The following is a 19,741-nucleotide window of genomic DNA, read 5'->3' as shown; positions in this document are numbered from 1 at the left end:
CACGATGACCGAGACGCCCCGCACGGAGATCCCCGAGATGTTCCACACCGTCCTCATCGCCAACCGCGGCGAGATCGCCTGTCGCGTCATCGCGACCCTGCGACGCCTCGGGATCCGCTCCGTCGCGGTCTACAGCGACGCGGACGCCGGAGCACGGCACGTCGCGCTCGCCGACGTCGCCGTGCGGATCGGGCCCGCCCCGGCCGCGCAGAGCTACCTCTCCATCGAGGCCGTGCTCGACGCCGCACGCGCCACGGGCGCGCAGGCGATCCACCCGGGCTACGGGTTCCTCGCCGAGAACGCCGCCTTCGCGGAGGCCTGCGAGCAGGCGGGCATCGTCTTCATCGGCCCCACCGCGGACGCCATCCGCACGATGGGCGACAAGATCACCGCCAAGCTCGCGGTGACCGAGCGCGGGGTGCCCACCGTGCCCGGCATCGCCAGGCCGGGGCTCACCGACGCCGAGCTCGCCGCCGCGGCCCCCGGGATCGGGTATCCGCTGCTCATCAAGCCGTCCGCGGGCGGCGGCGGCAAGGGCATGCACGTCGTCGCCGAGGAAGCGGAGCTCGCGGACGCGATCGCGGCCGCACGGCGCGAGGCGGCGGCGAGCTTCGGCGACGACGCCCTGTTCCTGGAGCGCTACCTCACGACGCCGCGCCACATCGAGGTGCAGATCCTGGCCGATGCGCACGGGAACGTCGTGCACCTCGGCGAGCGCGAGTGCTCGCTGCAGCGCCGGCACCAGAAGGTCATCGAGGAGGCCCCCTCCCCTCTGCTGGACGCGGCCACGCGCGCCGCGATCGGAGCCGCCGCGTGCGAGACCGCGCGCAGCGTGGCGTACCGCGGTGCGGGCACCGTCGAGTTCATCGTCGAGGCGGCCGCGCCCGACGAGTTCTTCTTCATGGAGATGAACACGCGGCTGCAGGTCGAGCATCCGGTGACCGAGCAGGTCACCGGGCTGGATCTCGTCGAGCAGCAGCTGCTCATCGCCGCGGGAGCCCCGCTCGCATTCGGACAGGACGAGGTGCGGCTGCGCGGGCACAGCATCGAGGCGCGCGTCTACGCCGAGGACCCGTCCGCGGGCTTCCTGCCGACCGGCGGGCGGGTCCAGCGCGTGCTCCATCCCGCGGGCGAGGGGATCCGGGTCGACACCGCGATCGCCGACGGCCTGGACGTGTCGATCGACTACGACCCGATGCTCGCGAAGGTCATCGCGCACGGATCCGACCGCGACGAGGCCCTGCGGCGTCTCGTGCGCGCGCTCGACGACACGGCCGTGTTCGGGTTCCCCACGAACGTCGAGTTCGTGCGCGCGCTTCTGGAGCTGCCGGAGGTGGCCGCGGGCGATCTGGACACGGACCTCATCGCGCGACGCTTCGACGACCTCGCCTTCGCCGAGGCGGATCCCCGGCTGTTCGCCGAGGCCGCCCTGCTGCTGGACGCGGCGGCGACGGCGGCCGCCGCGACACGACCCAGGAGTTCGGGGGTGTCTTCGGCTGCGGCGGGGTCGGAGCATGCCGGTTCTCCTGCATCGTGCTCGCCCGAGCCGGCTGCCACGGGGCCGTGGACGCGCCACGACGGCTGGCGCCTCGGCCCCGCCGCGCCCCGCCGGTACCCGCTGGTCTGCGGCGAGCGCCGCGCCGAGGTGCGGGTGACGGGATCCGGGGCGTCGCTCGCCGTCGGCGTGGACGGATCGGATCCGCTGCCCGCGTCGCTGCGCGAGGGAGACGGCCTGCGCCGCACCATCGCGATCGACGGCGTCTCCCGCACCGTCGCCGCGCTGGCCTCGGGTGCCGGCGGCGTCGCGATCGCCCACGGCGGCGCCGTGCTCGAGGTGTCGGTCGCCCGGGTCGCGCACGGCGGCGGGGCCGCGGCTGCCGGCGAGCCGCACCTCGACTCGCCGATGCCGGGCACCGTCGTGCTCGTGCACGCCGCCGACGGCCAGCAGGTGGCCGAGGGGGATCCGGTGCTCGTCGTCGAGGCGATGAAGATGGAGCACGTGCTGCGCGCGGGCGTCGCCGGCACGGTGCACGTGCACGCCGCACAGGGCGACACCGTCGCCCGCGGGCAGACGCTCGCCACGATCACCCCCGCGGCGGACGAGGCGGCTCGGACCGGTTCAAGGATCGAGGAGGAGCGCCGATGACCGGAAAGCGCATCGAGCAGCGCGGCCTGTACTTCGAGGAGTTCGAGGAGGGCGCGATCTATCTGCACCGGCCCGGCCGCACGGTCACCGAGGCCGACAACGTGCTGTTCACCACTCTGACCATGAACACGCAGGCGCTGCACCTCGACGCGGCCTGGAGCGCCGGCACCGAGTTCGGCGAGCGCCTGGTGAACAGCATGTTCACGCTCTCCACGCTCGTCGGGCTCTCGGTGGCCCAGCTCACGATGGGGACGATCGTGGCGAACCTCGGCTTCTCCGACGTCTCGTTCCCCGCACCCGTGCGGATCGGCGACACCCTGTACGCGGAGACGCTCGTCGTCTCGAAGCGTCTCTCGGCGTCGCGTCCCGGCCAGGGCGTCGTGCAGCTCGCCCACACCGGACGCAACCAGGACGGCACGGTCGTCGCCCTCGCCACCCGGTCCACGCTCGTGCGGTGCGTGCCTGCGGAGGCGGGCGCCTGATGGCGGGGCCCTCCGGCGGGCTGCCGGCCCGCCCGTTCCCGGGGCCGGCGCTGCTCTTCTGCCCCGCGGACCGCGACGACCGGTACGCGAAGGCGCTCGCGGCGGCCGACATGGTGATCCTGGATCTCGAGGACGCGGTCGCCCCTGCCGACAAGCCCGCTGCTCGCGAGCGCCTCGGCGGGTCTGCCCTCGATCCGCAGCGCACCATCGTGCGCGTCAATCCCGCCGGCACCGCCGACCACGCGCTCGATCTCGCGACGCTGTCCCGCACGCCCTACCGGACGGCGATGCTGGCCAAGGCCGAGTCCGCCGCCGACCTCGACGCGCTGCACGCGGCGGGCCTGCGCGTGCTCGCCCTGTGCGAGACGGCACGCGGGGTGGCGCGCGCCGAGGAGATCGCCGCGCACCCCGCGACGATCGGCCTGATGTGGGGCGCCGAGGATCTGGTGGCGAGCATGGGCGGCCGGTCGAGCCGTCTCACCACGGGGCCCCATGCCGGACGCTACCGCGACGTCGCGCGGCACGCCCGCTCGCGCGTGCTGCTGGCGGCCAAGGCGTCCAGCCGGGCCGCGATCGACTCCGTCCACCTCGACATCGCCGACGCCGACGGACTCCGCGCCGAGGTCGAGGACGCGGCCGCGAGCGGCTTCGACGCGACCGCGTGCATCCACCCGAGCCAGGTCGCCGTCATCCGCGAGGGCTATGCCGCGACTCCCGAGGAGCGGGCCTGGGCCGAGCGCGTGCTCGCCGAGGCGGAGCGGCAGCCCGGGGTGTTCCGGTTCGAGGGCCGGATGGTCGACGAGCCGGTGCTGCGCCAGGCGAGAGCGGTCCTCGGGCGCTGACCGTCACTCCCAGACGGCGGTGTCGGGATCGACGCCGTGTGCGCGGGCGCTCTCGTCGACGATCGCACGGAACCAGTCCGCGAGACCGGGGCGGATCCCGTCGTAGTGGGCGGCGAAGGCCGGATCCGCCCGGTACATCCGGGCCAGGCACACCTGCATCGAACGGCTGAGCGGGAAGTATGCGGAGAACACCTCGCGGTGGCGGTCGACGAGGCGGTCCGCCGCGGGCTCACCGGGCGCTACCCCGTGGTCGAGCGCGTCCGCGAGCGCCCCCTCGAACTCCGCCATGGCGTCCGCGATCGTCTGCCACTCCTCGGTGCCGCGTTCGGCCGAGCGCTCCGCGTACTGGGCCCACTGGGCCGTCGTGCCCCAGCGCATGCGCGCGCCCTCGACCCACGCGGGATCCCAATCGGGCCCGAACACCGCCCGCTGCTGCTCGGATGTGAGGAGGATCCCGCGCTCGTGCGCCGAGATCATCCGCTCCAGCCCGGTGTCCAGCTGCTCGAGGCGGGCGATGCGCTCGCGGATCCGCTCCCGGTGACGCCGCAGCTCCGCCGGCGCCGCCGCGTGCGAGTCGTCCAGCAGCGCACGGATCCCGGTGAGGCCCAGACCGAGCTCGCGGTAGACGACGATCCGCTGCAGCCGCTCCACGTCCGGGGCCGTATACAGGCGGTAACCTCCGGGCGTGCGCAGCGACGGACAGGCGAGTCCGACCGCGTCCCAGTGGTGCAGGGTGCGCACCGTCAGCCCCAGGGAGTCCGCGACGCGGCCGACGGTCAGCCCGTCCGCCGACGCCGCGGCTCCTCCGAGGCCGGCGGGGACGGGGGAATCACGCATCTCCCTCATTGTGCCCTTCGTGCGCGGGACCGACGATGCCCATCGCAGCGAGGTTCTGCGCCTCGTGGGATCCGGGGATGTAGGGCTTGGCCGCGGTGAAGACCACCCGCACATTCTCCGGTGTGATCACCTCAAGCTCCCGGGTGTTCCAGAAGGTGTCGGCCGGTCCCCGCACGGCGTCCGGTCGAAGCGCGCGGCAGGCCGCGGCGATCGGATCGAGCTGCTGCAGAACGCAGGAGAAGCCGATGCCGATCGCCGGCGCCGCCTCCTGGACCTGGTCGGAGAGCACGAGCAGCACGTCCTGGAACGCCCAGCGGCGCAGGTGCACGAGCCGTCCGGGAGTGCGGAACAGCTCGAAGAAGTCGAGTCCCTGCGTCCAGAAGGCGACGGACGCATCCAGATCCCGCGTCGGGACGGTGACGTAGGCCGGCATTCCGTAGATGCCGCGATACGGCTCAGGCGGCACGGCGTCGGGGCCGGGAGCCGGCACAGGACTGATCTCGAAGGCTTCGTAGTAATCGCTCATGAGGCCACGTTGGGCCCTCACGTCACGTCAGGGTCAAGCGCGGCCGGTCGGGGGCCCCGGACGCCATCGCTCAGACGGAGCCCGGGGCCGACCGGCTAGCCGTCCAGACCCAGCTTGATGCCCGTGTACAGCGGGTTCACCGACGAGTCGCGCGTGCTGAGCGGCGCCAGGTGATACGAGCGCTCGATCGTGGCCAGGATCGAGGTCGTGTCGTACAGGGTGTGGTCGACGCTCGACGCCTGGAACTTGGCGCTGATGAGCAGCGCCGGGATCCGGGTGCCGGGGCCCCACTTGTCCACGACCGGCGGGGCGACGTGGTCGGCCTGTCCGCCGAACTCGTCGTAGGTCACCACGACGAGCGTGTCCTTGGCGTCGGGGCCGCTCGTGATCGTCTTGATGAGGTCGACGAGGTGGTCGGATCCGTCCGGCTCGCTGGCGTATCCGGGGTGCTCGTTCTCGTCGCCGTAGGGCTTCACGAAGCTCACCGTCGGCAGCGTCCCGTTCTGCGCGGCCGAGATGAAGTTCTTCTCGTCCTGGAGGTGCGCGCGGCCCGGCTGTCCGGGAGCGTAGGCGGCGAAGTAGTTGAACGGCTGGTGGTGGTACTGGAAGTTCACGCCGGGGTGCCCGGCCTCCGCATCGTCCCAGCCGCCCGCGTACCAGTTCCAGGAGATCCCCGCGGTGCTCAGCCGGTCGCCGATGTTCGGGTACTGGGTGTCGTCGATGAGCGGCAGCTGCGTGCCGCTGTTGTGCGGTGCGGACGCGGGCTGGATCGTGTTGATGGCGAAGTTGCCGCATGCCGCCGCGTAGTCGTTGCCGCCGGCGGGGCACGCCTGCGTCCACTGGCTGTCCTTGACGGGGCCGGTCGCCGTGTACTTCGGGTAGTTGTTCGGCATGCCGTTCGCGTCGAGCACCGAGTTGGCCACCGACGGGGTGGTGTCCAGCGGGGTGCGCGCCGCGATGAGCCACTGGTGGTTCAGGAAGGATCCGCCGAACGCCGCCTGGAAGAAGTTGTCGGCGACGACGTAGTTCGGGGCGCCGTCCGCGTGCAGGTACTGGTAGATCGGCAGCTTCGTGGTGTCGTACTGCCCCTGGGTCAGGCCGACGGCGTCGGACCCGGTGACGTACCGGTCCATCTTCCCGCCGTCCTGCTGGTACTGCTCCTGGTAGAAGCGGTGCACGAGGTCACGCGTGCACCCGCCGGGCTCTCCCGTGCCGTTCAGCCAGCCGTTGGGCTTGTACGGGGTGCCGGCCACCGCGGGCGGGCAGGTCGTGTCGGTCGGGTGGATGTAGTCGTCGATCGTGAACGTCTGGTTGCCGAAGTGGCTCGCCGCGATGCCGTGCGTCGCGTCCTGACAGGTGTCGGACAGCGGCGGCGACGTGAGGTTCGCGTCCAGCTGCGGCAGGCACGCGTAGGCGCTCCCGTCCTGCGCCACCTGCGGAACGCTCTGGGTGCCGCGGACGGCGACGCCGCCGACCTCGCCCCACTTCCCGTACAGGTTGTCGAACGAATGGTTCTCCTCGTAGATCACGACGAGGTGCTTGAAGCCGCCGGGGATCGTGGTGGGTCCGCCCTTCGCGGAGTGCGACGACCCGCCGCCCGGTGCGCCGGGGGATCCGCCCGGCGCACCGAGTGCGGCACTGGCGGGGAGCAGCGATCCGGCGACGGCGAGAGCCGCGACGGCGAGGATGGCGAAGCGCTGGGACACGAAGGACCTTCCCTCTGGGTCTGCGCCGGCGGAGGCGCCGGACAGAGGGAGAGTAGATCCCCGGCCGCGCGAGGACAAGAGGATCCCGGATCGTTCTCCGGATGTTCTCCTGACGCGCCTCCGTCGCCGGCTACTCCCCGTTCAGCAGCTCCTGCACCCGCGCGACGGGCAGGCCCCGCACGCTGTGCCGGTGGCCGACCGTGTCCTCCCCCGCCACGAGCACGTTGAGCACGGCCTCCTCCGTCGCCTCGACCACCGCCGTGTACAGCGGATCCATCCGCCCCCAGGGCACGGCGCGCAGCGCGTCGAGCACGACGTCGTCGCCGTCTGCGGGGAAGCGGCTCGCCAGAGCGCCCTCGTTCGCCGTCGAGAAGGCGAGGAAGATGTCGCCCGAGAAGTGCGACCCTGCGGTCCCGGTGCGCGCGAGCCCGAGCGAGACCCGCCGCGCCATCGCCGTGCACTGGCCGGGGAGCAGCGGCGCATCGGTCGCGACCACCACGATCACGCTCCCCGCGCCCTGCGGCGGTGTCGCCGACCCCGTCGCCGGCGATGCGACGCCGCCCGGTTCCGCGGGCGCTTCGTCCTTGAGCACGGGCCCCACCGGCACCCCGCGCACCGTGAGCTCGGTCATCTCGCCGAAGTTCGCCTGCACGAAGACGCCGACCGTGTACTCCGCGTCGCCCAGCGCCACCCGGCGCGAAGCCGTTCCGGATCCGCCTTTGAACCCGTAGCAGATCATGCCGGTGCCGCCGCCGACCGCGCCCTCGTCGAGCGGCCCCGATCGGGCGCCGTCGAGCGCGCCGACGGCGTGCTCGGGACGCACGTGCAGTCCGTTGATGTCGTTCAGGCGCCCGTCCCACGTCTCCGCGACCACGGGGAGGAGCCACTGGTCCGCCGCGCCCGGCACGGCCTCGAGCATCCAGCGGATCGCGCCCTCGTGCGCCGCGCCGACCGAGTGGGTGTTGGTGATGAGCACCGGGGTGCCGAGGCTTCCGGACTCGGCGATCCACACCGAGCCGGTCATCTCGCCGTTGCCGTTGAGGGAGTGCACGCCGGCGGCCACCGGAGAAGCCGCTCCGGCCCGCCCCCGGGGCAGGATCGCCGTGACGCCCGTCCGGACGACGGCGGAATCGTGCTGCTCGATGAGCGTCGTGTAGCCGACCTCGACGCCGGATACGTCGGTGATCGCGTTGTGCGGGCCCGGGATCCCGCCGCGCACCAGCCCGAGGTCGCGGGCCCGTGCCCGGCTCACCCGCGCACCTCGTCCTCGAGCTCTTCGTCCGCCGGCAGCGGCAGGGTCCAGCGATCCGGCTTCCCGCGCAGGTAGAGCGCGTAGTACAGCAGGCCGATGCCGAAGATGCCGACGGCCACCGCGACGGGGACCCAGTCGGCGATGAGGCTCATGACGAGGATCACCAGGGTGGCGAGCGTCATCAGGATCGGCGCGACCGGCCACAGCGGCATCCGGTACTCGGCGGCGTCGGTGGTGTGGTTGAGCCGGCCGACGAAGGCGGCGAGACCGACCAGGGCGTAGAGGATCACGATCCCCGCACTCGTGGCGACGAGCAGCACGCTGAACGGGACCAGCCACAGGCAGAGCGCGGCGATGACGCCGACGATGATCGTCGCCACGACCGGCGTGCGCAGCGTCGGATGGATCCGGCCCAGCGGGCGGTTGATCGCGTCGGGCCAGGAGCGATCCCTGGCGGAGGAGAACAGGGTGCGGCCGAACTGCAGGATGATCGCGAGCACCGCGTTGATCACGGCGACGGCGATTCCCACGCTGACGAGGGTGTTCACGACCGGGCCCGCCCGTTCGGTCAGGAACTGCGTCATCGGCGAGGGGGACGCCACGAGGGCCGCGAGATCCTTCGACCCCAGGAGCACGGCGATCGTGGGCACGATCTCCGCGACCACCGCGATGAGCAGCGACCAGAGGATCGCGCGCCCGATCGTGGAGCGGGCGTTCTTGGTCTCCTCGGCGTAGTAGACCGCGGCGCCGTAGCCGTTGAACGCGAAGAGGGCGGTCGCGGTGTACGAGACGACGAGGCCGGCGGACGCGCTCACGAGCACCCCTCCGGGACCGCTCGTCGCGACGGTCCACAGCGTGGAGATCGGCTGGCTGACGTGCAGGAAGCCCACGACCGTCAGCACGACCAGGGCGCCGATCTCGAGCACGAGGAAGACGCCCGTGACCCACGCGTTGGTCTTGATCCCCAGGCAGGCGATGACGGTGGTCACCAGGATGACGACGATCCCGACCCATCCGCCGCCGAGGGCCTCCGAGAGCACCCCGAGGTACTGTCCGGCGCCCGAGGCGATCACGCCGATGATCAGCACGCCGCTGACCAGGTTCAGCAGGAACAGCCCGAAGCCCCAGGGCTTGCCGAGGGTGCGCGCGACGAACGCGTACTCGCCGCCCGTGATGGGGAAGGCGCTGGACAGTTCGGCGTAGCAGAGCGCGACGAACACGCCGACGAGCGCCCCGATGAGGAAGGCGAGCGCCGACGCGCCGCCGATGCCGTTGATGATCGCCGGAACGATGATGAACACGCTCGACGCCGGCGTCACCGCCGAGAGCGTGATCAGGATGTTCTCCTTGAAGGTCAGTCCGCGGGAGAGCTGCTGCTCGTACTTCCCGGTGTCGGGGACGATCCCGGGGGCCTTCGCCCCGAGCGCGCCCGCGGCTTCGCCGAGGTCCTCCTGCAATCCGTCGCTCATCGTCGAGCCTTTCGTCGAGTTGGCTATTTGATTGCCCAGTCAAAAGTACGATCCTTGTTAAGTCAACGGTTGAGTCCAATCTTTTGACTCGCGAATCAAACTCGTAACATTCGGAGTGGATCCGGATCGGATCCGCGGCGCGACTCGTCACCCTGAGAGGATGGGCGCATGGCAAGTGCGAAGAAGACGCCGGAGCGTCGCGACCAGCTGATCCTGGCGACGCTCGACGCGATCCGCGATCGCGGGATCGCGAACCTGCGCATCCAGGACGTCGCCGAGCGGGCCGGCGTGTCGACGGGCACCGTGCACTACCACTTCAACGACCTGGATCAGCTCATCGACGACGTCTACACGTGGGCGTGCGAGCGGTTCTACACGACGCGCCTGCAGGCCCTCGCCGACATCCCGGACGCGCGGGAGCAGCTCGCCGCGATGATCGACGCCGGCATCCCGAAGAGCGAGGACGACGCGCTCGTCATCGCGATGCACGACATCGACCTGTTCCGCCGGGGCAGCGCCACGATGGGGCCGCTCCTGCAGGCGCTGTACGACCGGCAGGTCGCGCTCTACTTCGCCGCGCTGCAGCTCGGCGTCGCGCAGGGGCACTTCCGCCTCGCAGGTCCCATCATCGATCTCGCGCAGAACTTCGTCTCGCTCGAGGACGCGTACGAGCTGCACATCATCAGCGGCAACCGCTCCGCGAGCCCCCGTCGCGCGCGCGAGCTCGTGCTCGGCTACGCGCGCATCGTCACGGGGTGCTCCGAGCTGTCCCTGCACCACTGAGGACGGCGGCGCTCACCCTCCCAGGAGCACGCAGCGCGCCGCGGTCGCGAGGATCGCGCGCTCGTTCGCCGATCCCGCGACGGTGTTGTGCGCCGTGGAGTTCAGCAGCCCGAACACCGCATGCATCATGACCTGGCGATCGGCCTTCTCGATCTCGGGCCGGATCCGCCCGACGACCTCGGCCCACAGGTCCAGATACTGGCGCTGCAGCTTGCGCACCTGGCGGTTCGCCGCCTTGGGCAGCGTTCCCAGCTCGCGGTCCTGCACGCGGATCACGTCGCGATGGGCCAGCGCGAACGTCAGGTGGAAGTCGATGAGCTCGTCCAGCAGCTCCCGATCGGACGCGTGCGTCGCGACGACGATCGCTGTCCCCCCGTGCAGCAGGAACTCGCTGGTGCCGAGCAGGATCTCCTCGAGCATGGCCTCCTTGCTCGGGAAATGCCGGTACAGCGCGGGCCCGGAGACCCCGACGGCGGTGCCCAGCTCGCCGATCGAGACGGCATGGAATCCGCGGTCCGCGAAGAGCCGGGCGGCGGCGTCGAGGAACAGCTGCCTCGTGCGTGCCTTCCCCTGCGCCCTCGCGGTGGTCATCCCGCAAGGATAGCGATCCTGGACAGTCGAGTGAATGCTCGCTAACATCTATTTCAGTTACCGATCGTTCACTGAGGAGCTGATCTGCGTGTCCGAGGCGATCCCGTCCGAACTCCCCGACGAGTACCGCGAACTGTCCGCGACGGTCCGCGACTTCGCCGAGCAGGTGGTGGCGCCGGTCTCGGCCCAGCACGATCGCGAGCACAGCTTCCCGTACGAGGTGATCGCCGCCATGGCGGAGCTCGGCCTGTTCGGCCTGCCGTTCCCCGAGGAGTACGGCGGGATGGGTGGCGACTACTTCGCGCTCTGCCTCGCCCTCGAGGAGCTCGCCAAGGTCGATCAGAGCGTCGCCATCACGCTCGAGGCCGGAGTCTCGCTCGGCGCGATGCCGATCTACCGGTTCGGCACGGAGGAGCAGCGGCAGCGCTGGCTGCCCTCCCTCGCCGCGGGCACGACCCTCGGGGCGTTCGGACTCACCGAGCCCGATGCCGGCAGTGACGCCGGTCGCACGCGCACCGCCGCACGCCTGGAAGGCTCCCCCGCCGACGGCGAGTGGGTGATCAACGGCGCGAAGCAGTTCATCACGAACTCCGGCACCGACATCACGGCCTTCGTCACCGTCACCGCCGTCACCGGCGAGAACGAGCGCGGCAAGGAGATCTCGACGATCATCGTGCCGTCCGGCACTCCGGGCTTCACGGTCGCGCCGCCGTACGACAAGGTCGGCTGGAACGCCTCCGACACGCACGGGCTCTCGTTCGACGACGTGCGCGTGCCCGCGGAGAACCTCCTCGGCGAGCGCGGCCGGGGCTACGCGAACTTCCTGCGGATCCTGGATGAGGGGCGCATCGCGATCGCCGCCCTCTCGGTCGGCGCCGCGCAGGGATGCGTGGACGAGGCGGTGCGCTACGCCAAGGAGCGACAGGCCTTCGGCACCCACATCGGCGGCCACCAGGCCATCGCGTTCAAGATCGCCCGGATGGAGGCGCGCGCGCAGGTCGCCCGCCGCGCGTACTACCACGCCGCCGCCCTGATGCTGGCGGGCAAGCCGTTCAAGCAGGAGGCGGCGATCGCCAAGCTCACCGCCGGCGAGGCCGCGATGGACAACGCCCGCGACGCGACCCAGGTGTTCGGCGGCAACGGCTTCATGAACGAGTACCGCGTGGCCCGCCACTACCGCGACTCGAAGATCCTCGAGATCGGCGAGGGCACCACGGAGGTGCAGCTCATGCTCATCGCGCGCGGCCTCGGCCTCTAGCGGCCTCCTCGCTTTTCGAAGCGCGCACCTGACCGCATCCGACGGCCCGATCGGGCCATTTGCGCGCTTCGAATCCGAGAGCGCGGGGCCGGAGACGCGGTAACCGACAAGAATCTGCCCGAAATCGGGCAGATTCTTGTCATTCGGGATCCTGGATCCGCATACTCGACTCATGACCGACGATGACCTGATCCACCGGATCGCGGCATCGACCGGTCTGCCGGCGAGCGTCGCCGCGCGGGTCGTCGACGACGTGCTCGCCTGGTACGACGAGTCCGTCGAGGCGTATGTGCGGCGCCGCCACGCCGAGCTCCAGCTCTACGGCACGCGCAACGCCGAGGCTTTCGCGCGCATCGCCTCCGAGCTCCGTGACCGCCGAGTGGCGGCCCCCGAGCTCTCGGAGCGGCAGCTGCGCCGCATCGTCTACGGCTGAGCGGCCCGCCCGTCCACCCCTTCATCGATCCCTGAGGAGCTCCCCATGTGCGGAATCGTCGGATACATCGGCCACCAGGCCGCCGCCCCCGTCCTCGTCGAAGGCCTCACCCGCCTCGAGTACCGCGGCTACGACTCGGCCGGCCTCGCCGTCCTCGGCGCCAAGGGAACCACGGCGATCCGTCGCGTGGGCCGCGTGCGCGAGCTCGAGGCCGCACTGCCGAAGCGGCTGACCGGCACGGTCGGGATCGGCCACACCCGCTGGGCGACGCACGGACCCGCGGTCGAGCAGAACGCGCACCCGCAGCGCAGCCAGGACGGCCGGATCAGCGTCGTGCACAACGGCATCATCGACAACGCGGCGGCGCTGCGCGCGCAGCTCGCGCAGACCGGCGTCGAGTTCTCCAGCGACACCGACACCGAGGTCGTCGCGCACCTCATCGCCCAGTCCGAGGCCGCGACGCTCGAGGAGGCGGTGCTCGCCGCGCTCGGGCGGATCACGGGCACGTACGCCCTCGCCGTGCTGGACGAGCGGCATCCGGACCGGATCGTGCTGGCCCGGAGCGGGTCGCCGCTGATCATCGGCATCGGGGACAAGGAGATGCTCGTGGCCAGCGATGTCGCGGCGCTCGTGCGGCACACCGATCGCGTGGTGCACCTGGACGACGGCGAGCTGGCGACGGTCACCGCGACCGGGTTCCGCACGTTCGACCGCGGTAACAGCCCGACCAGCTCGGAGCCGGTCGAGATCAGCGTCGCCGCGGAGGACCTCGAGCTCAGCGGCTACCAGCACTTCATGCTCAAGGAGATCCACGAGCAGCCCGACGCCGCCGCGATGGTGCTGCGCGGCCGGCTGGACGAGCGGTTCGCCACCGCCCGCCTGGACGGCCTCGGCCTCGACCCCCGTGAGCTGCGCGGGTTCCGCCGGATCAAGATCCTCGGCTGCGGCTCCGCGTACTACGTCGGGCAGCTCGGCGCGCAGCTCATCGAGGACCTCGCTCGGATCCCGGCCGACGCGGAGGCCGCCTCGGAGTTCCGCTACCGCCAGCCGATCATCGAGTCGGACACGCTCTACGTCGCGGTGAGCCAGAGCGGCGAGACCGCCGACACCGCGTTCGCGGTCGAGGAGATCAAGCGCAAGGGCGGCCGGGTGATCGGCGTGGTCAACGTCGTCGGCTCGACGATCGCGCGCACCGTCGACGGGGGGATCTACCTGCACGCAGGGCCCGAGATCTCCGTCGCCTCCACCAAGGCGCTCACGAACATGGCGCTGTCGTTCGCCCTCCTCGCCCTGCATCTGGGACGACTGCACGATCTCTCCCACGCCGACGGACAGCGCATCCTGCGCGGGCTGCAGCGCATCCCCGAGCAGATCCGCGAGATCCTCGACGGCTCCGAGGCGATCGCCGCGGTCGCCGACGACGTCGCCAAGGCGCAGAGCGCGTTCTACGTGGGGCGGGTCCGCGGGTTCCCGGTCGCTCGGGAGGGCGCGCAGAAGCTCAAGGAGATCAGCTACATCCACGCGGAGGCCTACCAGACCAGCGAGCTCAAGCACGGGCCCCTCGCGCTCATCGACCCCGACATGCCCACGGTCGCCGTGATCCCGGACGACGAGCTCACCGACCGGAACCTCGCCGCCGCCGAGCAGATCCTCGCGCGCAAGGGGCCGCTCATCGCCATCACGCACGCCGGCGTCGACCTCGGCCATCTGGCTGCCCGCACGATCCTCGTCCCCAAGAACGAGCCCGAGCTGGATCCGATCCTGCTGACGATCCCGACCCAGCTCCTCGCCTATCACGCCGCCGTGCTGCTCGGGCACGACGTCGACAAGCCGCGGAACCTGGCCAAGTCGGTCACCGTCGAGTGACCCGCCTTCCCTCCGCCCGCGCCGGCACAGCCGGGCGGAGGGAGAATGGCAGCATGAGCACCCCTCTTCTGTCGTCCGGGCGGGACGCGGTCATCGTCGCCGCACGGCGCACCGCGGTCGGCATCGGCAAGCCCGAGCGCGGTGTCTTCCGCGGCATCCACCCGGTCGATCTGTCCACGCACCCCCTCCGGGCGGTGCTGGACGACACGGGACTGGATCCGGCGCTCGTCGACGACGTGATGTGGGGCTGCGTGTCCCAGGTCGGGGAGCAGTCGTTCAACGTGGGGCGCAACGCCGCCCTGGCCGCGGGGCTGCCCGAGCACGTCCCGGGGATGACGATCGACCGGCAGTGCGGCTCGTCGCAGCAGGCCATCCAGAGCGCCGCCGCGGCGATCATCGCGGGTTACGCCGACATCGTCGTCGCCGGGGGCGTCGAGGTGATGTCGCGGGTGCCGATGTTCTCCAGCGTCGCGGGCGCCGACCCCTACGGGCCGCTCATGCACGAGCGCTTCCCCGACCTCGGCAACCAGGGCGTGGGCGCGGAGCTGATCGCGAAACGGTGGGGGCTCACCCGCGGCGAGCTCGACGAGTTCTCGGTGCGTTCGCACCGGCGGGCGGCCGCGGCGACCGCGTCCGGGCTGTTCGCCGACGAGATCGTCCCGGTCGAGACCGGCGACGGCGAGGTCGTGACGGACCAGGGCATCCGCGGCGACTCCACGGTCGAGCGGCTCGCGACGCTGCCGACGCCGTTCGTCGCCGACGGCGTGGTGACCGCGGGCAGCGCCTCGCAGATCTCCGACGGGGCAGCGGCCGTGCTCATGATGACGAGCGCCAGGGCTGCCGAGCTCGGACTCGTGCCGATCGCGAGGGTGCACAGCGTCGCGGTCGTGGGCTCGGATCCGATCCTCATGCTGACCGGGCCCATCCCGGCGACGGCGAAGGTGCTGGAGCGCGCCGGCCTCGGCATCGCCGACATCGGCGCGTTCGAGGTGAACGAGGCCTTCGCGCCGGTCGTGCTGGCCTGGCTGCGCGAGACAGGGGCGGATCCGGAGCTCGTGAACCCGCGCGGCGGCGCCATCGCGCTCGGGCACCCGCTCGGCGCGTCCGGCGCGAGGCTCACCACCACTCTGCTGCACCACATGCGCCAGAACGGCATCCGCTACGGACTGCAGACCATGTGCGAGGGCGGCGGCATGGCCAACGCCACGGTGTACGAACTGGTTTAGCCCGTCTCGTCGGCGGGGTCAGGCGTCGATCACGCTCGGGCCGTCGGGGGTCGTGCGCACGGTGATCTGCGCGGGGATCTGCTCCTGCATCGCCTCGACGTGGCTGATCACGCCGACCGTGCGGCCGCCTGCCCGCAGTTCGTCGAGCGTGCGCATCGCGACGTCGAGCGTCTCGCCGTCGAGGGAGCCGAAGCCCTCGTCGATGAACAGGGTGTCGAGCTGGATCCCGCCGGCGCGGGCGGTCACGACCTCGGCGAGGCCGAGCGCGAGCGCGAGCGACCCGAGGAACGTCTCCCCGCCCGACAGCGACTGCGCCGGACGCGTCTGCCCGGTGAACGCGTCGAACACGACGATGCCCAGTCCGCTCGCCGCCCCGCGCGCGGCACGGGCGTCGCTGTGCTGCAGCCGGTACCGCCCCGACGACATGTCGGCGAGGCGCAGGTTCGCGCTCGCGACGATCTCCTCCAGTTCGGCGGCGAGCACGAACGTCTCGAGGTTCATCCGATAGGCGTTGGCTCCGCGCCCCGCGAGCGTGTCGGCGAGCTGCTGCAGGATCTCGTGCTCCTCGGCCGCCGCGGCACCGTGGGTGTGCGCGGCCGTCGCCGTGGCGAGGAGGGATCCGAGCTGAGCCGCGATCGCGTCGGCGCGACCGGCGGCGTCGACGGCCCCGGTCCACGCGGTGCGGGCGGCTGCCTCCGCCGTCTCGTGGGGTGCGAGGTCGATGGGCTCGTCGGGCAGGGTACGCAGCTCGAGCTCGAGCAGGATCGCCCGCTCCTTGGTGCGCTCGGCGGCGTGGATGGCGATCCGCTCCTCGAGCGCCGCCTGGTCGGCGGGGCTCCGCAGGGCCGCCCTGGCTGCCGAGGAGTCGTCGAACGGCGAGGCGGCGAGGGCCTCGTCCCGTTCGGCGCGGGCGGCTGCGGAGGTCTCCGCGCGGGCGTCGCGCTCCTCCAGCGAGGTGGCGAGCGCGAGCGCCGCCACGATCCGCACCGATGCGTGCTCCAGCCGCTCGGCGACCGTCTCGAAGCCGCCGCGGGCACTCGCCACGGTCTCCTCCGCGGCCGCGAGAGACTGTCGCGCGAGCGCGAGCCGTTCGCGCGTCTCTGCCTGGCGCGCGGCGAGGCCTCCGATCTCTGCCTCGAGGACGTCGTCCTGCGCCCGGAGCGCGGCGAGGCGCTGCTCCACGTCGGCGGCGGACGCACCGGCCGCGGCGGATGCGGCGCGTTCCTCCGATGCCGCGGTCAGTTCCGCCTGGGCCTCGTCGACCGTGCGCCCGTAGGCGCGCGCGGTGGCCGCGGCGAGCGCGGCGTCCCGTGCGGCGAGGGCGGCCGTGGCCGCACGCACGCGCTCGGCGGCGCGCTCCCGCGCCTCGGTCGCCTCCGCGACGTCGTCGGCCGAGACCGGATCCGCGAGCGCGGCGGGGCTCGGGTGCTCGGTCGACCCGCAGACGCTGCAGGCCTCCCCCGGCACCAGAGCGGCAGCGAGTTCGCCCGCCATCCCCGCCTCACGGCGACGCCGCAGATCCGCGGCCCGCGCGAAGGCCTCGGCCGCATCGCGCTCGCGATCCGCGACCGTCTGCACCACCGCGGTGCGCTCCTCGGTCAGAGCCGCGGCCTCGCGAGCGGCGGTGAGCCGCGCAGTGGCGAGCACGACCGCGGCGTCTCGCTCGGTCAGCCGATCCGCCGACCGGCGCAGGTCGTCGCGTTCGGCCGTCAGCGCCTCGAGCGCGGCGGGCAGAGCCGCCCGCTCGTCCTCGCGGGCCGCGCGCGCGGCTGCGACGGCCTCCGCGTCGCCCTGTGCGGCGATGACCGCTTCCTGGAGGGCGCCGAGGCGTGCCTCGGCATCGGCCGCCTGCTGCCAGGCGCCGCTCGCACGGGTCAGCGCCGCGGCCCAGTCCCGCAGCGCCGGCGCCTCGGAGCCGTCGGGAGCCCCGGAGCCGTCGGGGGTCTCCGCGTCCTCGGCGGACGCGGCCTTCCAAGCCACGGCGGCGTCCGCCGCCTGCGCCTCCGCGGCCTCCGCGCTGGCCGCCGCGCGCTCCGCCGCATCCAGCACGTGCCGGAGCGCCTCGGCGGTGCGCGCCTGCTCGAGCGTGCGCCGGTCGGCGTCGATGCGCGGCGCCTCGGCGTCCAGTGCGGCGAGCGCGGAACGGGCGCGGTCCCGCTCGATCTGCGCCTGGCGCTCCTCACGCGCGACGACCAGCGCCGCGGTCGCCGCGCGGTGCGCGGTCTCGGCGATGTCACGCTCCTGGCGGCGCTGCTCGGCGCGGTAGTCGGCGCGCGCGCCCGCTCGGCGCAGGGCCTCCAGACGCCCCTCGACGGATGCGCCCTGCGCCTCTCCGCCCTGGGCGACGGCGTCGGCTCCGCCGAGCTCGTGGTCGGCGACGAGCTGCTCCGCGTCCTCGATGCGGGCGAGCACGGCGGCGCGACCGGCGCCGAGCGCCTGCTCCGAGGCGCGACGGCGCTCGTCGAAGCGCGCCTGATAGTCCTCGAACCGCCCCGTGCCGAACAACCGGCGCAGGAGCGACTGCCGCTCGCGGCTGTCGGCGAGCAGGAAACGCGCGAAGCGCCCTTGCGCGAGCAGGATCACCTGGAGGAACTGCTGCAGGTTCAGCTGCAGGATCTCGTCGAGCGCGTGCGCGACGTCGACCTCCCGCGCGGCGCGGCCGATCCAGGCTCCGCCGACGAGCTCCTCGAGGGCCACGGACGACGCCTGCTTCGTCAGCCCTCCGCCGCGCTTGGCCGGTCGCTGGTACTCGGGGGACCGGGTCACCCGGAACCTCCCCGCGACCGTGCTGAACTCCACGACGACCTCGGTCGGATCCGCGGGCTCGCAGTGGTCGCTCCGCAGCCGCTTCTCGCCGCCTTCGTAGCGCGGGACGTTGCCGTACAGCCCGAAGCAGACCGCGTCGAGGATGCTCGACTTGCCGGCGCCCGTGCGGCCGCCGATCAGGAACACGCCGTCGTCGGCGAAGGCGTCGAAGTCGATCGTCTGGCGGCGGAGGAACGGGCCGAAGCCCTCGATCTCGAGGCGGTGCAGTCTCACGGCGTGCGGGCCCTCCTCAGACCAGCGCCTCCGCGAGGGTGCGGTCGTCCAGCACCTCGCGGATCAGCTCCCGCTCGCGCGGGCTCGCTCCGGCTCCCGCGCGCACGTGGGCGAGGAACGCGTCGATGCGCTCCTCATCGGTGACCGCGGTTCGCAGCCGCTCGCCGTAGGAGCGCTCCTCGGTGGTCGCCGTGACGGCGGGCTCGTGCTGCACGAGCGCGCAGAACGGGTACTTCTCGCGCAGGCGTCGCATCGGCTCGGTCTGCGGGAGGTCGTCGGTGTAGACGGCGCACACCCAGTCGTCGGCGTGCGCCGCGACGAGGTCGGCGGACAGGATCTCGTCGAAGGATCCGGTGAGCGTGACCAGGCGGCGCGGCACCGGGAGATCGAGCCACGACGCCTCGACCGCGCCGGCGGCGTCGAGGTCGACCAGCCAGGATCCCCGCGGCTTGTGCTGCTCGCCGAAGCTGTAGTGCAGCGGCGCCCCGGCGTAGCGGACACGCTCGGTGAGCGCCTGGCGGCCGTGGATGTGCCCGAGCGCCACGTAGTCGATGCCGTCGAAGACCGACACCGGGACCATGTCGATGCCGCCCTGCCGGATCTCGCGTTCGAGCCCGGTCGTCGCGTCGACGCCCGCCGCGAAGCAGTGCGCGATCACGACCGAGCGCCCGGGGTGCTCAGCGAGCCCCGCGCGCACGAGCTCCATGGCGCGGGCGACGGTCTGCGCCTGGGTGCGCAGCGGACGCGCCTCGGCTCCAGCCTGCTCCTGCGGCTGGAAGGCCGCGTGCTGGCGGACGATGGCCGGCTCCAGGTACGGCACTCCGAAGAAGCGCACCGGGCCGTGCTCATCGGAGAGGGTGATCGGCTCGCCGACCGTGCGCGGATCCGTCACGACGTGGATTCCCGCGCGCAGCAGCCGCGCCTGGAAGCCCAGCCGTGCGGCGGAGTCGTGGTTCCCGCTCGTGACGATCACCTGCGCGCCGGCGTCGGACAGGCCGACGAGCGCGTCGGTCAGCAGGGTGTATGCCTCGGCGGCGGGGGTCGCGGAGTCGAACACGTCACCGGCGACGACCACCACGTCGACGTCGTTCTCCCGCACCTGCGCCACGAGCGCGTCGAGCACCTCGGCGAGCGCCCCCAGGGTGGAATGCCCGTGGAAGCCCCGGCCGATGTGCCAGTCGCTGGTGTGCAGGATCCTCATGCCCTCCACGCTACGGACGGCATCCGACATTCCCTCCGAGGCGTGCCGGGGTCGGCCGCGACCCCTGTGCCGCGGCGTGCACGG

The 19,741-nt window shown here is 72.3% G+C and carries 16 protein-coding genes; 8 read left to right on the top strand and 8 right to left on the bottom strand.

The genetic code is table 11. From position 1 onward, the window contains the following. Window positions 1–4: 4 nt before the first annotated feature. Genes NFX31_RS03255 through NFX31_RS03245 form a run of 3 tightly spaced genes read left to right on the top strand, consistent with a single transcriptional unit; the run spans window position 5 to window position 3,470 of the window. Window positions 5–2,146: an acetyl/propionyl/methylcrotonyl-CoA carboxylase subunit alpha gene (locus NFX31_RS03255; RefSeq protein ID WP_276553879.1), complete on the top strand. Its 2,142-nt coding sequence runs from the start codon at window positions 5–7 to the stop codon at window positions 2,144–2,146. After that, window positions 2,143–2,628 carry a MaoC family dehydratase gene (locus NFX31_RS03250; RefSeq protein ID WP_262956774.1) on the top strand — a complete coding sequence of 162 codons (486 nt, stop codon included), beginning with the start codon at window positions 2,143–2,145 and terminating at the stop codon, window positions 2,626–2,628. The genes NFX31_RS03255 and NFX31_RS03250 overlap by 4 nt, the downstream gene beginning before the upstream one ends. Beyond that, window positions 2,628–3,470: an HpcH/HpaI aldolase/citrate lyase family protein gene (locus NFX31_RS03245; RefSeq protein WP_262956773.1), complete on the top strand. Its 843-nt coding sequence runs from the start codon at window positions 2,628–2,630 to the stop codon at window positions 3,468–3,470. Before NFX31_RS03250 ends, NFX31_RS03245 begins: the two co-directional genes overlap by 1 nt. 3 nt (window positions 3,471–3,473) lie before the next feature. Here the strand turns inward: NFX31_RS03245 and NFX31_RS03240 are convergent, their stop codons facing one another. From NFX31_RS03240 to NFX31_RS03220, 5 genes are all read right to left on the bottom strand, one after another. Beyond that, window positions 3,474–4,307 carry a MerR family transcriptional regulator gene (locus NFX31_RS03240; RefSeq protein WP_262956772.1) on the bottom strand — a complete coding sequence of 278 codons (834 nt, stop codon included), beginning with the start codon at window positions 4,305–4,307 and terminating at the stop codon, window positions 3,474–3,476. Further along, window positions 4,300–4,833: a VOC family protein gene (locus NFX31_RS03235; RefSeq protein WP_045251638.1), complete on the bottom strand. Its 534-nt coding sequence runs from the start codon at window positions 4,831–4,833 to the stop codon at window positions 4,300–4,302. The genes NFX31_RS03240 and NFX31_RS03235 overlap by 8 nt, the downstream gene beginning before the upstream one ends. Window positions 4,834–4,928: 95 nt before the next feature. Then, window positions 4,929–6,539: an alkaline phosphatase family protein gene (locus tag NFX31_RS03230; protein ID WP_262956771.1), complete on the bottom strand. Its 1,611-nt coding sequence runs from the start codon at window positions 6,537–6,539 to the stop codon at window positions 4,929–4,931. Between the two features lie 130 nt (window positions 6,540–6,669). Next, complete coding sequence (locus NFX31_RS03225) at window positions 6,670–7,791, bottom strand: DmpA family aminopeptidase (RefSeq protein WP_175491257.1); 1,122 nt, start codon at window positions 7,789–7,791, stop codon at window positions 6,670–6,672. Beyond that, complete coding sequence (locus NFX31_RS03220; RefSeq protein WP_082072429.1) at window positions 7,788–9,260, bottom strand: APC family permease; 1,473 nt, start codon at window positions 9,258–9,260, stop codon at window positions 7,788–7,790. The genes NFX31_RS03225 and NFX31_RS03220 overlap by 4 nt, the downstream gene beginning before the upstream one ends. 168 nt (window positions 9,261–9,428) lie before the next feature. Here NFX31_RS03220 and NFX31_RS03215 point away from each other — a divergent pair, with 168 nt between their 5' ends. Further along, window positions 9,429–10,043 carry a TetR/AcrR family transcriptional regulator gene (locus NFX31_RS03215; protein WP_045251635.1) on the top strand — a complete coding sequence of 205 codons (615 nt, stop codon included), beginning with the start codon at window positions 9,429–9,431 and terminating at the stop codon, window positions 10,041–10,043. 12 nt (window positions 10,044–10,055) lie between these two features. Here NFX31_RS03215 and NFX31_RS03210 read toward each other — a convergent pair whose 3' ends face one another. After that, window positions 10,056–10,634, bottom strand: a complete 579-nt coding sequence (locus NFX31_RS03210; RefSeq protein WP_045251634.1) for a TetR/AcrR family transcriptional regulator — start codon at window positions 10,632–10,634, stop codon at window positions 10,056–10,058. A gap of 34 nt (window positions 10,635–10,668) precedes the next feature. On the opposite strand from NFX31_RS03210, the gene NFX31_RS03205 reads away from it, so the two are divergent. The 4 genes from NFX31_RS03205 to NFX31_RS03190 all read left to right on the top strand — a co-directional run bounded on the left by NFX31_RS03205 (window position 10,669) and on the right by NFX31_RS03190 (window position 15,417). Further along, complete coding sequence (locus tag NFX31_RS03205; protein WP_091478416.1) at window positions 10,669–11,892, top strand: acyl-CoA dehydrogenase family protein; 1,224 nt, start codon at window positions 10,669–10,671, stop codon at window positions 11,890–11,892. A gap of 172 nt (window positions 11,893–12,064) precedes the next feature. Then, window positions 12,065–12,325, top strand: a complete 261-nt coding sequence (locus NFX31_RS03200; protein WP_262956770.1) for a hypothetical protein — start codon at window positions 12,065–12,067, stop codon at window positions 12,323–12,325. A 45-nt stretch (window positions 12,326–12,370) separates the two neighbouring features. Beyond that, window positions 12,371–14,191, top strand: coding sequence for a glutamine--fructose-6-phosphate transaminase (isomerizing) (gene glmS, locus NFX31_RS03195; protein WP_045251632.1), 1,821 nt, complete (start codon window positions 12,371–12,373; stop codon window positions 14,189–14,191). Between the two features lie 53 nt (window positions 14,192–14,244). Further along, window positions 14,245–15,417, top strand: coding sequence for a thiolase family protein (locus tag NFX31_RS03190; RefSeq protein ID WP_045251631.1), 1,173 nt, complete (start codon window positions 14,245–14,247; stop codon window positions 15,415–15,417). A gap of 18 nt (window positions 15,418–15,435) precedes the next feature. Here NFX31_RS03190 and NFX31_RS03185 read toward each other — a convergent pair whose 3' ends face one another. Beyond that, the gene (locus NFX31_RS03185) at window positions 15,436–18,456 is read right to left on the bottom strand and encodes an AAA family ATPase (protein WP_091478419.1); all 3,021 of its coding nucleotides are present in this window, start codon (window positions 18,454–18,456) and stop codon (window positions 15,436–15,438) included. Window positions 18,457–18,472: 16 nt separating this feature from the next. After that, window positions 18,473–19,657 (bottom strand): exonuclease SbcCD subunit D, encoded by a 1,185-nt coding sequence (locus tag NFX31_RS03180; RefSeq protein WP_091479013.1) that lies wholly within the window; start codon window positions 19,655–19,657, stop codon window positions 18,473–18,475. Window positions 19,658–19,741: the final 84 nt, after the last annotated feature.

This window comes from Microbacterium azadirachtae, assembly GCF_025583665.1.
GTDB lineage: Bacteria > Actinomycetota > Actinomycetes > Actinomycetales > Microbacteriaceae > Microbacterium > Microbacterium azadirachtae.
Note: the sequence above shows the minus strand (reverse complement) of the source record. Positions and strands in the feature narration are given on the sequence as shown.